The sequence below is a fragment of the Nocardia elegans NBRC 108235 genome (assembly GCF_001612845.1).
Lineage (GTDB): Bacteria > Actinomycetota > Actinomycetes > Mycobacteriales > Mycobacteriaceae > Nocardia > Nocardia nova.
The window spans coordinates 15,197-28,492 of the sequence record NZ_BDBF01000045.1; the positions used below are offsets into that span (position 1 = coordinate 15,197).

Genomic DNA, 13,296 nt, shown 5'->3' on the forward strand with positions numbered 1-13,296 from the left:
CCGAACCGCCGCGACCTCAGCCGTCGTTCGCCACGCCCACGGTCTCGTCCTCTGCCCGCAACCGCTGGGCGGCCGCGTGGTCGTGGGTCGGCACCACCGTCACCGTCGTGCGCGCCAGATGCAGCCGGTGCAGTGTGCGGAAGGTCAGATCGCGATCGTCATCGGCGAAACCGCCCGGGTAGCTTGCCTTCTGGCGGATCTTGTCGATCTGCAGGTGGTGCCAGGCGGCATCCCCGGCGAGCAGGACCCAGCCCCGCCGGGTGTGGGCGAGCACGCCGATACTGCCGGGGGTGTGCCCGGACAGATCCACCAGCACCACGGTCCCGTCGCCGAACAGATCGTGGCTCGCGGTGAACGTCAGCACCGGCGGTCCGTCGAGGTCGTATTCGACCACGGGCCGCTCCCGCAGCGCATCGCGGACGCCGCCGACCGGCGCGACCGGACCCGTCATGATCCACCGCTGCTCGACGCGGTGCATGTGGACGGGCAGTCCCGGCAGATCCAGCAGACCGCAGACATGATCCCAATGCGCGTGCGTGGGCAGCGCGAAATCCAGCGGTCGCGGATCGTGTTCACGCAGCGAGTCGACGGTCGCCACGGTTGCGGCCGGGGGCCGGACCGCGACCCGCAGGACCGCCGGGAGCTGCGCGATCGCCCGCCGTTCGGCATCCAGGCAGACGCCGGGGTCGACCACGAACCGGGCCTGCGGATGCTCGACGACGAAGGCGGTCAGCGCGTTGTCGATACGGCGCGGGGTGAACGTTCCCTCGACGACCGCCGCCGTCGGCACCGACCGTGGTGCCTGCGGCAGCGCGCGCACCGAGACGACGCCTCGGGGCTCGGGCAGCCCGGCATCGGGGATCGAGGCCAGGAAGCGCCGATCGAGCCGGCGGGGCAGCATCAGCCCGCGCACGGAACCCACTGCGGCAGTGCAGCATTCGAGCACACTCGGTGTCTTCACCGGATCCGGCATGTCATTCGTCCGTTCTGTGGGTGGGCCGCGAACGACGGGATCGTCGCCACGTGTTGTGGCACGATAAAACTTAAGGTCGACATGAAGTAAAGGGGTGAGGCCGGCGATGGACGAGGGACTGAAGATCGGCGACGCCGCCGTGGCGGTCGGAGTCGAGGCGCATGTGCTGCGCCATTGGGAATCGGTCGGGCTGCTGCATCCGGCCCGCAGTCCCTCCGGGCATCGCGCCTACGACGAACAGACTCTCGACCGGGCGCGGCTGATCCGCACCCTGCAGCGCACCGGGTTGTCGCTGCGCCGGATCCGGGAACTCGGCATCTCCGGGCGCGACGAACGGCTGGCTCTCATCGCCGCCGAGCGGGCACAGTTGCGCCGCCGCATCGACCTGTTCGAGGCCACCGATCGCTTCCTCGCCCACATCCTCGATTGCCGCCATCCCATCCTGGCCGAATGTCCCGACTGCTCCGGATTCCTCGCCCGATACGGCCACGAGCGCGACCGGCACGAATTCGCGGATCGAGCCCCCTCGCCGCTGCCGGTTCACTGATGCAGGCGTGACCGGCTGCCGGGCCGTTGCCGCGCACTCTTGTTGCGGTACATCGCGGTGTCGACGGCATGCATGAGATCGTCGACCGCCTCGGGCTGCCGGGTGACCAGCGCGGTGCCGATCGAGGCGCCCACCGTGATCGACCCACCGGCCACGACCACCGGTTCGCCTAGTGCCGCCAGCAGCCGGGACGACATGTCGACCAGTTGCGTCTCGCCCGCGCACCGCTCGATCAGCACGATGAACTCGTCGCCCCCGATCCGTGCGGCCAGCCCATCGGGCTCGGCCGCCGCCCCCAGCCGCTCGGCGACCGTACGCAACACGCGATCACCGATGGTGTGCCCGTAATCGTCGTTGATCTCCTTGAATCCGTCCAGGTCGAGATAGCACAGTCCGATCGGCGGCTCGGCCTGCGCCAGCCGGTCGAAGAACAGCAGCCGATTGGCGAGCCCGGTCAGATCGTCGTGATGGGCTTCGTGCCAGAGCCGGTCGGCCAGCGCCTTGCGCTCGGTGATGTCGACGGCCACCCCGATCAGGAATCGCACCCTGCCGCGCGCGTCCCGCACCACCGACATGGACAGGTCGATATCGGAATGGTGACCGTCGGGCCGGGTGAGCGACGTCTCCATCCGGAAGCGGTCCAGACCGCCGCGCAGCAACTGCTGGAACTGGGTGTAGGCCTCACCGACGTTGCCCTCGCCCAGCACCGCCGCCACCGACCGGCCGAGGATCAGGTCGATCGGCACACCGAGCATCTCGGCGAAAGCGGCGTTCACGTCGCGGACCCTGCCGGTCTCGGCGTCGATGGTGCCGATGCCCACCGAGGCGCCGGCGAAGATGGCGCCGAACCGGGCCTCCGACAGCTGCCGCCGCGCCTGTTCCTCACGGACCGCGGCCAGTGCGGCGCTCAGCGTGGTCTCCTGTTCGGCGAGAGCGGCACCGCGCAGGGCCGCGGTGAATCCGGCGGCGAACTCCCCGGCTACGGTGACGGCGCGGTCGCGCACGGTCTCGTAATCGGGGTCACCGGTGTCCGGGCAGATCTCGGCGACCATATCGCGGCAGATCACCGCCACCGATCGGCTCACCGCGGCATCGTCGCGATAATTCGCGGCGACCAGCGACGAGGCGGCCAGCCGGGCCGCCTCGAGGCCGACGGTGCCGCGCAGCGTGCCCAGCAGTTCCTCGCACAGGCCGGTGAGCAGGGCCTCGATCTCGGTTCGCGTCAGCGTCGGCGCGACCACTCCGTCGAGTGCGTCGGCCCACCGCGCCGCCAACTCCTGCGAACCCACCCTGCAACCCCTGCCTATCCCGTGGACCCCGTCACACCTTGTGCCCCACGCCGCCCAGACCGAGCGAGCGTCCCGGCGTCTCGTGCAGGTCACGCTCGGATTCCGGGCGCCACAGAGGTAATTCGACGACGCCCGGCTCGACCGGTTCCCAACCGGTGAACATGTCGACGATGGCCGCGCGGTCGCGGAAACGGATTCCGACGCCGCTGGTCGATTCCTCGTGAATCCGCGCGGCCGCCTCCGGCCGGTATGCCGAGGACAGATGGGAGATCGCGATATAGCTGCCCGGCGCCACGGCTGCCCGCAACGCGGCGACCTGCTCGCGCGGACGTTCCTCGTCCTGCAGTAGATGCAGCACGGCGACCAGCAGCAGACCGACGGGACGATCGAAGTCGATCAGGCCGGTCTCACGGGCGCGCGCGAGCAGTTCCTCCGGCTTGCGCAGATCCGCCTCGATGGCGCCCGCGTGGTCGTTGCCCTCCAGGATGGTGGCCGCGTGGGTGACCGCGACGGGGTCGATGTCGGCGTAGAGCACCCGGATCGAGGGATCGATGTCGTGCGCGACCTCGTGCACATTCCCAGCGGTGGGAATGCCTGATCCGACATCGAGGAACTGCCGGATCCCGGAGTCGATCATGAATCGGACCGCCCGGCGCAGAAAAGCGCGGTTGCTCAATGCCAGCCGCGGCAGATCCGGCACCAGCTTGCGCCCCTCCGCCGCAGCGTGCCGGTCCACTTCGAAATTGTGGGAACCGCCCAGCAGCGCGTCGTACATCCGGGCCGGGCTGGGCCGCTGCATATCCACGCCCTCGGGCGCCCACGCTGGCCTGTCCACTCGAATCCCCTCTTGCCGATCGAGAATCGGCCCGCCGGACCGCGGGGGCCGGGGCCGATCTTGCCGAAGCCCAACTGTACGCCCACGTGGGTCCGGTCCGCGGATATGCGTCGGCCGCTCAGACCAGATTGATCGAGTCGAGTACGCGGGCGCCGAGCTCGGCATCGCCGGTGATCGCGACCGCGCCCGCCCGCCACGGCAGCCGCCGGGTACCCCACTGCGGAAACTCCAGCGCCAGCGCGGCGATATGGGCGGCGGCGCCGGCGGCCTGACCGGGCCGCACCCGCAGCCGCCCGCCCCGCGGCTCGATCCGCCAGGTACCGCCGCCGGGGCCGGTGAAAGTCAGCGCCACCGGGGCGTCGAGCCAGCTCAGCGCCTCGCGATGGGAACGCTCCAGCAGTACGGTGAGCCAGGTCAGGATGGCGTTCATGCGCAGCGCGTCGGTGGGTGGCGGGGGAAGGTCGAGCGCGGCCGCGATGTCGTGGCGCAGATGCGTGTGCCAGTCGAAGAGCAGCATCGCCGGAATCAGGTCCAGCCGGTACCAGCCCAGCTCACCGATCGGGAGCTGTATGCGCCGTATCCCCGCCGCGGTGAACAGCGACAGCGCCCGCACGCCGCGCCGCGACCAGGTGTCGAATTCCGGCAGTACGTGACGCGTTGTGTGCGAACGTTTTTCGTCCACCAGCTGTTCGTTGAGGCGCTCCAGATCGCGAGTGGCTACGATGGCGGCCGCACTCGGGGTGAGCAGCGCGCGCACTCCGGTCGTCATGTGGATGACGACCTCGGCCACCGACCATCCGGCGGCCGCGCTGGGCGCGGCCCACTGCTCCTCGGTCAACTCCCCGCAGAATTCGAGCACCGCGCGGCGCTCGTCACTCAGGCCGGGCAGATATCGCGAACTCATCGGCAGACCTCGACGACCACCGAACTCCTCATGAACAGCGCACGCTACCGGTTCGTGGTCGCCGGGAGCCAGAGCGCGCGCCGATTTCGGCTCCGGACCTGCGCCTCGGCACGCTGCGGCAACGTCGCCGCACGCGCCGGGACGTCCGTCTGCGCCGGTGCGCGGGCGAAGGGGCCGGCCGAACGGTTCGCCGAAACATTGCAGTGGTCTCGTACGCGGTTGAATCGGCGGACATCGACGATTCCATATGCAATGTTGTGCACGCGGCCGAGTTCGTCGCGCGCGGATCGACCGATTCGCTGAGCTGTTGCCGATATGTCTGCCGGAACCCGGGTATCGCGCACGATGTGGACTTGTCGGTGCCATGGGGCATGCTCTTGGCACGCAGATGTCTACGAGCCCGCCCGGAGTACACCATGTCGTCCCCACGAACCAAACCGCAACCGTTGTCCGACACCGAGATTCGACAGATAGCGGCCGAGCTCGCCGACGGCCGGCCACCCATGGTGTGGTTCACGCCGGCGGCAGTGGGAGTATCCGAGGGGCGTTCGGGCAAGGTGATCGCACTCGGTGATCCGGCCGACGGCGATTTCCTGCAGGTCCGGCCGACCGGATCGAAGGATGTCATGTCGTTCTCGCCGACCGAGGTGACTTTGGCCAAGCCCGCCCGCAAGGACAAGCGCACCACCACATCCGAGACCACCGGCGCTACGCCGCCGGCAACGAGGAAGGACACCGCAGTGAGCATGTCGTCGTCCGCGACCGCGCCATCCGCGCCGCCCACACCGGCAGCCGTGCCCGCCGTGGCGTCGAAAACCCCTGCGCCGCAATCTGCTTCGGATCAGAAGCCGGCGGCCAAACCCGCCGCCACGCCGGCCGCCCGTCCCCAGAAGTCGGCCGCGGCCGCCCGCAAATCCAAGGCCCCCGAGGTGACGGTCACCCTGTCCGGCACCGCCGACGGGGAATGGGCCGTGGACGTGGTGCACGGTAAGAAGCGCACGATCAAGGGCCTGGCGGTGGCGGGTGCCTCGGTGGCGCAGGCCGCGAAGTTGCTGCATCCGGAGGTCGCCGAGGTGGTCGACTCTGTGCTGGACGCCGTTCGCGACTCTCAGCGCGCCAAGGTCGAACAACTCCAGGCCGAACTCGAACAGGCCCGGCGCCTGCTCGACGAACTGTCCGGCTAACCGGGCCGCACGCCACAGCTCCCTGGCGAATACGCGGCCGCGGCCTTGCGTTGACACCGATGACAACGTTTAGCGTGACGGCTGCAGTGGCGAGAGGGAATTCATGCTGATCGGAGAACTGGCCGAGCGGGTGGGAACGAGCGCCCGGATGCTGCGGTACTACGAGCAGCAGGGTCTGGTCCGGTCCCGGCGGTCGGCGAACGGCTACCGCGTCTACGACGAGCACGAGGTGGACGTCGTACGCAAGATCCGCGATCTGCTGGAGCTGGGATTCGATCTGGCCGACACGCAGCCGTTCGTCACCTGTCTGCGCGCGGGCAACGGGTCGGGTGACGAATGTCCGGAATCTGTCGAGTCACTGCGTCGCAAACTGGCCGAGATCGACGACGCGATCGCTCGACTCGGCGCCGCACGCCGGCATCTGACGGATCGGATCGACGCTGTCACCGGACCGCCGCCGAAGTGTGCGTTCACCTGCTAACTCGGAGGTTTCCGGATGCGTTTCGCGGTCAGCTACAGCACGGCATTCAACGGCACCGATCCCGATCGGCTCGTCGCCTTCGCCCGGCATGCCGAGGACTGTGGATTCGAAGGGCTCTACGTCCAGGATCACATCGCGCTGTATCCGGGGGCGGACTACGGCGCGGGCGAATTGCCGCCCACTCTGCCGTATTTCGATCCGCTCGACTGCCTGAGCTTCGTCGCGGCCGCCACCCGGCGGATTCTGCTCGGCACCGGCGTGCTGTTGCTGCCCTATCGCCATCCGGTCGTGCTGGCCAAGCGGCTGGCGACGATCGACGTGTTGTCCCGTGGCCGGATGCGGCTGCTCACCGTCGGCCTGGGCAGTCTGCCGGGGGAGGCGCGGGCGCTCGGGGTCGACTACCGCACCCGCGGCCGCCGCGCCGACGAGGCGATCGACGTGCTGCGGCTGCTGTGGGCGGGCGGTCCGGAAGGGGTCGGTCACCGTGGTGAGTTCTTCAGCTTCGACGAACTGTGCAGTTACCCCAAACCCCATGGCGTGAGCGAACTTCCCATCCATGTCGGCGGTTCCAGCGCGGCGGCCGCGCGTCGTGCCGGGCGGCGCGGCAACGGCTATTTCGCCGGCGGCATGCTGACCGAGGCCGAACGCGACCGGCAGTTCGCGCTGGCGCGCGAGGCCGCTGCCGAGGCGGGCCGCGACCCCGGGGCTCTCGAGTACACGCGATGGGGCTCGGCCGATATCTCCGCCGACCGTGCCGGACAACTCGCCGAAACCGGTGTGCATCGCCTCGTCGTCGGATTCGCCGGAGCCGAACCGGCACAGCAACACGATCAGATGTCGGAATTCGCCGAACGTTTCGCGCTCGCACCCGCGGTGTGACGCCTGCTCACACCGCCGGTTCGTGCCGGCGCACTCGCCGCCGGCTCTCGGCCTGGGGGAGATGGCGCAGGTCGTCGTGGAAGGCGCAGCCGAGCGAATAGTCCTTGGCGTGGTACATGGCCGAATCCGCTTCGCGCAGTAGGTCGTAGATGGTGGCATCGGTGCTGCGCGGGCCGCTGCAGGCGATGCCGATGCTCGCGCCGATGGTCACCTCGGTGACCGACAGTTCGAAGGGTTTGCCGAAGGCGGCCAGCAGTTTCTCGGCCAGAACGGCCGCCTCGGCGCGGTTGGCGCCGGCCAGCACCACGAATTCGTCGCCGCCGTAGCGGGCCGCGACATCGTCGCGGTGGATGACGCGGCGGATGCGGGCGGCGGCATTGGCGATGAGTTCGTCGCCGACCGCGTGGCCGTAGCTGTCGTTGATGGTCTTGAAGCCGTCCAGATCGAGGAACAGCAGGCAGGTCGGGCGCCCGGCCCACAGTTCGCGATTGCGCGCCGGGGCGCGCAGCAACGCCGACCGATTGAGCAGGCCGGTGAGCATATCGTGGTCGGCCTGGTACTGGGCCCGGCGTTCGCTGCGCGCACTGCGCACGATCGCGCGCTCGCTGCGCACCAGCACACCCACCAACAGCGTGGCGAGCAGTGTGGAAACCACCACCCGGTCCACCGTGCCGACCCGCGCGCCGACGGTCGGCACCAGCGAGGCGACCACCAGCGTCACCGCGATCACGCTGGCACGCTGCCGGGACCGGTGCGGATGCACCCGGCGGGCGCCGCCGAGGGTGACCATGGTCGGATGTAGCGCCGCCAGCCCGACCATCGCATAGGCGACGAGCAGCGGCGTCAACAGCATGCGCCCGTCGAGATGTACCGAGCCGGCGGACTGCAGGTTGTAGCCGAGGTCGGCCACCAGGATCGCCAGCAGGCCGACGTGCACCAGCCGCAACGAGGTCTCCGAGCGCGACGACGTGACCACGGAGTGGGTGACCAGCGTCAGCAGCAAGGCGTCGATCACCGGATAGATCGGCATGATCAGCGCCGAGGCGTCCCACTGCCGGGTGTTGTGCAGCACCGGGGAGATGAGAAAGGTCCACGAGGCGAGCAGCGCGCCGAGCGCGATCAAACCGGAATCCAGCACCAGATCGCGTTGACAGCTCGAGCGCCGCGGCCACAACCAGAGGAAGGCGGCGACTCCGACGCCGCCGTAGCCGGCCAGCGTCGCCAGATCGTCGTACGGCGGGAAGCCGCTGCCGGTGAAATCGCGCAGCAGTGTTCCGGCGGCGAACAAGACGCCGGAGAGGGCGAGCAGATACCAGGCCGCCGGCGCGGGCGGCCGATGCCGGCGCACTCCCGTCCCGATCATGGTCAGCGTCGCGACGACGACACCCAGCATCGCCGTCAGTGACAGCGCCGGGGACTCGGCGAACGCCAGGACCGCCACGATCGAGACGACAGCCGTCGATAGCGCTGTGCGCCAGAGCTTTTCCGGCGGCCAGGTGCGCAGCGGCCGGATGCGGGTGGTGTGGTGGTGCTGTGTGCCGGATGTCATCAGCCCCCCTGGTCCGCGTCGTCGTTCAGGAACCGAGCCGCGTAGTAGGTTTGTGAATCCTCGACCGCGACTTCCACGTTCGCCTGTTCACCGACCACACTGCGCAGTGCGTCGGCAAACGAGAATTGAGAATTGTTGTACGAGCAGATGTCCCAGCCGACGACCCCACCATCTGCCGCCAGGATCTGGACAACTGTACTGATCATGGCATGAAAAGCCACCCCGTGTCGCGCAGTTGGGGTAACAAGGGTGAAACCTGCATAGTAAATCGCATCGCGCTCGGCGTGTTGCGGAAACCGTGTCGCAAAATACTCCGGACTGATCCACGGCACGGTGTCCAGATGCCGCGTCAGGGTGGTGAGTCCGATCGGTTCACCGGCCGGTGTGCGGGCCACGATCTTGTCGACCCGGGTGTCGGTCATCTCCGCGCGGAACTCGTTGCGATGCAGCACCTGCCGGGCGATCGCGCGCGCTCGCAGCGGTCCGAAGGCCTGTTCGTAGAGGTCGTGGAAGAGGTCGATCTCGGCGTCCGCGATCGCCGTCTCGATGGTGATCTCGACGCCCGGCCACGACGCCCCGGTTCCGAGGGCATCGCTCACGGACGATCCCAGCCGCTGGCGCGGTAGGCGGCCAGCACCAGCGCACACGTGTCGCGCCCGTCGGCGCGCGCCGCGACGGTGGCGGTGTGGATCGGGCCGAAGCGCCCCGGCCGTGCGGCGGTCATATCGGCGAGGCTGGCGTTGATGAGATCCTCGACCTGCCCGGTCGTTTCGGCGGCGTGTTCCACGAACAGGCCCGCGCCGGAACCGTCCGCACACAGGGTCCACCCGATCCCGGCGGCCGCGGTGGCGCCGGGCGATCGCGCGTGCCCGAGGGCGTAGACGCAGTAGAGACGATCGCCCCAGCCGATCCGCTGGCGCACCCGCGCCGTCCGCCGCACCTGCGCCCGGGGCGGGATCACCGAGGATAATCGGATCAGATTCGCCTCTCCCACACCGAGTTCGCACAGGGCCGCGTCGAAGGCGGCCACCTCGGTAGCGCCCCTTCCCGTCGCCGTGCCGATCTCGATGGTCAGCGTCGCAGGTCCCTCGCGATCGCGATCACGGTGGCCGAGTGGGTCGAGCGAAGTATGAGTTGTGAGCATCGTGTTCGATCCTTCCCGGGCTCACCAGTGTTGCATTTTGCAGGGCGATGTTTCTCTAAATTCTTCCTTCGAAGAGTGGCAGATCGACCCGGCGCGCGCCGCGCGGGCGGCGGACTGGCCCCGGAGATGCACTGGGGCGCGCTACGATCCGGGCACATCGTGACCCGGTCGACCGCTGGTCTTTCCGACAGGAGATCCGTATGCAGCCGCTAGCTCAGCCACCGCACCGGTTCGATTCAGCGGCGGCGGTGCTGGGGTCGGATCAGCTCCGGCTCGATGCCGCGCCCGTCGATTACGCCTTGGTCGCCGTGTATTTCGTCTTCGTACTCGGAATCGGACTGATGGCCCGCGCACGGGTCTCCTCGAGTATCGATTTCTTCCTGTCGGGCCGTTCGCTGCCGGCGTGGGTCACCGGCCTGGCCTTCATCTCCGCGAATCTCGGTGCGGTCGAGATCATGGGCATGTCGGCCAACGGCGCCGAATACGGCATGCCGACCATGCACTACTTCTGGATCGGCGCGGTGCCGGCCATGCTGTTCCTCGGCGTGGTGATGATGCCGTTCTACTACGGCTCCAAGGTGCGCAGCGTCCCGGAGTTCATGCGGCGCCGCTTCGGCACCGGTGCGCATCTGGTGAACGCGCTCAGTTTCGCGGTCGCCCAGGTGCTGATCGCCGGAGTGAACCTCTATCTGCTGGGTTCGATCGTCAACGTGCTGCTGGGCTGGCCGCTCTGGGTATCGGTGATCGTGGCGGCGCTGATCGTGTTGTCCTACATCACCCTCGGCGGTCTGTCGGCGGCGATCTACAACGAGGTGCTGCAGTTCTTCGTCATCGTCGCGGCGCTGCTGCCGCTCACCCTGGTCGGCCTGCATCGCATCGGCGGTGTGAGCGGATTGAAGGACAAGGTGACCGCCCGGCCCGACGGCTCCGAACAGTGGCATTCCTGGCCGGGCCACGAGCTCAGTGGTTTCTCGAACAACATCCTGTCGGTGACGGGCATCGTGCTCGGACTCGGCTTCGTGCTGTCCTTCGGTTACTGGACAACGAATTTCGTCGAGGTGCAGCGCGCGCTGGCGACGCATTCGATCTCGGCCGCGCGGCGCACCCCGATCATCGGCGCCTATCCGAAGATGTTCATCCCGTTCATCGTCGTCATCCCCGGTATGGTCGCCGCGCTGCTGATCCCGCAGATCGCCGAGTTGAAGAACACCGGCCACGGTGACGCGACCTACAACCAGTCGCTGCTCTATCTGATGAAAGAGGTACTGCCGAACGGACTTCTGGGCGTCGGCCTGGCGGGACTGCTGGCGGCGTTCATGGCCGGGATGGCGGCCAACATCTCGGCGTTCAACACCGTCTTCAGCTACGACCTGTGGCAGCAGTACGTGATCAAGGACAAGCCCGACGGTTACTACCTCACCGTCGGCCGCCTCGCCACCGTCGGCGCCACGGCCATCGCGATCGGCACCGCGTTCATCGCGGGCAGCTTCTCGAACATGATGGACTATCTGCAGACGCTGTTCTCGTTCTTCAACGCGCCGCTGTTCGCGACCTTCATCCTCGGCATGTTCTGGAAGCGGATGACCCCGACCGCCGGCTGGGTGGGTCTGGTGTTCGGAACGCTCAGCGCGATGGTCGTTTTCATCCTGAACAAGGCCGAGGTGTTCCATCTGTCGGGGCAGGGCTCGAGTTTCGTCGCCGCCGGCGTGGCCTTCGTGGTCGATATGGTGCTCAGTATCGCGGTGAGTATGTGGACCGCGCCCAAACCCGACGCCGAACTGGTCGGGCTGGTGTATTCGGAGACGCCGAAGGCCCAGCTCAGCGATCCCGATGCCGCGACGCTGCCGTGGTACCAGCGACCGGTGCTGCTCGCCGGGATCGCGCTGGTCATCGTGATCGCGCTGAACATCTTCGTGGGATGAGGAAGTGACGCCATGCTTTTCGATATCCGCACCATCGTCGGCTCCCTGCTCGGGTGCTACGGCCTGATCCTCGTCGTCACCGCACTCGTCCACGACACCGCGGCCGATCGGGTGCGCACCGGCGGTTGGAACATCAACCTCTGGGCCGGGATCGGGATGCTCGTCGCGGCGGCGGCGTTCCTGCTGTGGGTGGTACTACGCCCGGTCCGTCAGCTTACCGAAGCCGAACCGGAGCAGTCCGACACCGAGCCGCCCGGCGGGCCGTCGAAACCTTAGCGGCCCAACGCTATTCGTCCTCGCGCTCGAGCACGTCGGCCACATGCTCAGCGATAGCCATACTCGAGGTGGCCGCGGGGGAGGGCGCGTTGCGGACCGCGGTGATCGGGCCGAGGCGGTGGATGCGGAAATCGTCGACGAGGTCCCCGCCGGCGTCGACGGCCTGCGCCCGCACACCCGACCCGGCCCGGAACACATCGTGCACGCCGATATCCGGGACATACCGTTGCGCCGCGCGCATATACGCTCGCGCCGACAGTGAGCCGTGCACTTCACGCACCCCGGTGCGCCAGTGCCGGCGCGCCATTCGCCAGGTCCCGGGCCAGGTCGCGAGGTCGCGCAGGTCCCGCGCGGAGACCGCAGACCGGCGATATCCCTCGCGGGCGAATGCGAGCACCGCGTTCGGCCCCACCTCGACCTCGCCGTTCACCCGGCGGGTGAAGTGCACGCCGAGAAAGGGATACCGCGGATCGGGCACCGGATAGATCAGTCCGCGCACCAGCTCCTTCTTCTCCGGCCGGACCAGCATGTATTCGCCCCGGAACGGAACGATTCTGGGCCCCGGCCGGTCTCCGGCCAGTCCGGCCACGGTGTCGCTGTGCAGGCCCGCGCACACGATGAGCCGATCGACCACGATCGCCGCGGCGTCCGAGCCGATGCGGATGCCGTTCGAGGCGCGCGTGACGGCGGTGACCGGGAACGACAACCGGATCTCGCCGCCGGCGGCGGTGATCTCGTCGGCGAAGGCGGCGGCGACGCGGGGGTAGTCGGTGATGGCGGTGTGCGGCGAATGCAGCGCGGCCAGACCCGTCGCATGCGGTTCGATCTCCGGGATCTCGCCGGCATCGATGCGCCGCAGTCCCGGCACGGCGTTGCTGCCCGCTCGTTCGGCCAGCGCGTCCATCCGCACCACGTCGTCCGGGGTGACGGCGACGACCAGCTTGCCGACCTCGTCGTAGGGAAGTTGCTTCTCGGCGCAGTAGTCGCGCAGCAGCTGCCGCCCGCGGGCACAGAGGGTGGCCTTCAGCGAGCCCGGTTCGTAATAGATTCCGGCATGGACGACTCCGGAGTTGTGCCCGGTCTGATGGACCGCGACCCGGTCCTCCTTGTCCACGACGACGACCCGGGTGCCGGGCCGGCGGTGGACGAGTTCCCGGCCGATCGCCATTCCGATGATGCCGGCGCCGATGATGCCGACGGTCTGCTCCGGCACGCTCACTCCCACTCTCACCCGAGATCGGCCATTGCGCTCGTGGTCAATGTACGGGCGGTCTCCGGCGATCGCGTTTCCGGGGCCGATCGGGCGCCGCGGC

General features: G+C 68.5%; 14 protein-coding genes. 6 read left to right on the forward strand and 8 right to left on the reverse strand.

The window, feature by feature from the left end; translation table 11 throughout:
- Positions 1-16 precede the first annotated feature (16 nt).
- Positions 17-922, reverse strand: a complete 906-nt coding sequence (locus NE2_RS27050) for an MBL fold metallo-hydrolase (protein ID WP_231509209.1) — start codon at positions 920-922, stop codon at positions 17-19.
- A gap of 157 nt (positions 923-1,079) precedes the next feature.
- Between NE2_RS27050 and NE2_RS27055 the strand changes: the two genes are divergently transcribed.
- Complete coding sequence (locus NE2_RS27055) at positions 1,080-1,520, forward strand: MerR family transcriptional regulator (protein ID WP_063030638.1); 441 nt, start codon at positions 1,080-1,082, stop codon at positions 1,518-1,520.
- Here NE2_RS27055 and NE2_RS27060 read toward each other — a convergent pair.
- From NE2_RS27060 to NE2_RS27070, 3 genes are all read right to left on the reverse strand, one after another.
- The gene (locus tag NE2_RS27060; protein ID WP_063030640.1) at positions 1,514-2,809 is read right to left on the reverse strand and encodes a sensor domain-containing diguanylate cyclase; all 1,296 of its coding nucleotides are present in this window, start codon (positions 2,807-2,809) and stop codon (positions 1,514-1,516) included. The genes NE2_RS27055 and NE2_RS27060 overlap by 7 nt on opposite strands.
- A gap of 31 nt (positions 2,810-2,840) precedes the next feature.
- Complete coding sequence (locus NE2_RS27065; protein ID WP_084494359.1) at positions 2,841-3,644, reverse strand: SAM-dependent methyltransferase; 804 nt, start codon at positions 3,642-3,644, stop codon at positions 2,841-2,843.
- 118 nt (positions 3,645-3,762) lie between these two features.
- Complete coding sequence (locus NE2_RS27070) at positions 3,763-4,548, reverse strand: maleylpyruvate isomerase N-terminal domain-containing protein (protein ID WP_063030642.1); 786 nt, start codon at positions 4,546-4,548, stop codon at positions 3,763-3,765.
- 416 nt (positions 4,549-4,964) lie between these two features.
- Between NE2_RS27070 and NE2_RS27080 the strand changes: the two genes are divergently transcribed.
- From NE2_RS27080 to NE2_RS27090, 3 genes are all read left to right on the forward strand, one after another.
- Positions 4,965-5,732, forward strand: coding sequence for a DUF6319 family protein (locus NE2_RS27080; protein ID WP_063030721.1), 768 nt, complete (start codon positions 4,965-4,967; stop codon positions 5,730-5,732).
- Between the two features lie 103 nt (positions 5,733-5,835).
- A complete protein-coding gene (locus NE2_RS27085; RefSeq protein WP_030515457.1) occupies positions 5,836-6,213 on the forward strand; it encodes a MerR family transcriptional regulator in 378 nt (125 codons plus the stop codon).
- Between the two features lie 15 nt (positions 6,214-6,228).
- Entirely contained in the window at positions 6,229-7,092 is an 864-nt protein-coding gene (locus tag NE2_RS27090) for a TIGR03619 family F420-dependent LLM class oxidoreductase (RefSeq protein WP_063030646.1), read from the forward strand.
- Between the two features lie 7 nt (positions 7,093-7,099).
- Here the strand turns inward: NE2_RS27090 and NE2_RS27095 are convergent, their stop codons facing one another.
- Genes NE2_RS27095 through NE2_RS27105 form a run of 3 tightly spaced genes read right to left on the reverse strand, consistent with a single transcriptional unit; the run spans position 7,100 to position 9,785 of the window.
- The gene (locus tag NE2_RS27095; RefSeq protein ID WP_084494361.1) at positions 7,100-8,641 is read right to left on the reverse strand and encodes a GGDEF domain-containing protein; all 1,542 of its coding nucleotides are present in this window, start codon (positions 8,639-8,641) and stop codon (positions 7,100-7,102) included.
- Complete coding sequence (locus tag NE2_RS27100; RefSeq protein WP_063030648.1) at positions 8,641-9,240, reverse strand: hypothetical protein; 600 nt, start codon at positions 9,238-9,240, stop codon at positions 8,641-8,643. Before NE2_RS27100 ends, NE2_RS27095 begins: the two co-directional genes overlap by 1 nt.
- Positions 9,237-9,785, reverse strand: coding sequence for a pyruvoyl-dependent arginine decarboxylase (locus NE2_RS27105; RefSeq protein WP_106958420.1), 549 nt, complete (start codon positions 9,783-9,785; stop codon positions 9,237-9,239). The genes NE2_RS27100 and NE2_RS27105 overlap by 4 nt, the downstream gene beginning before the upstream one ends.
- Positions 9,786-9,985: 200 nt before the next feature.
- Here NE2_RS27105 and NE2_RS27110 point away from each other — a divergent pair, with 200 nt between their 5' ends.
- Both NE2_RS27110 and NE2_RS27115 read left to right on the forward strand, forming a co-directional pair.
- On the forward strand, positions 9,986-11,707 hold the full coding sequence (locus NE2_RS27110; protein WP_228816356.1) for a sodium:solute symporter family protein: 1,722 nt from the start codon (positions 9,986-9,988) through the stop codon (positions 11,705-11,707).
- A 12-nt stretch (positions 11,708-11,719) separates the two neighbouring features.
- Positions 11,720-11,983, forward strand: coding sequence for a hypothetical protein (locus NE2_RS27115; protein WP_063030652.1), 264 nt, complete (start codon positions 11,720-11,722; stop codon positions 11,981-11,983).
- 10 nt (positions 11,984-11,993) lie between these two features.
- On the opposite strand, the gene lhgD is transcribed toward NE2_RS27115, so the two are convergent.
- Positions 11,994-13,196 (reverse strand): L-2-hydroxyglutarate dehydrogenase, encoded by a 1,203-nt coding sequence (gene lhgD, locus NE2_RS27120; protein ID WP_063030727.1) that lies wholly within the window; start codon positions 13,194-13,196, stop codon positions 11,994-11,996.
- Positions 13,197-13,296 lie beyond the last annotated feature (100 nt).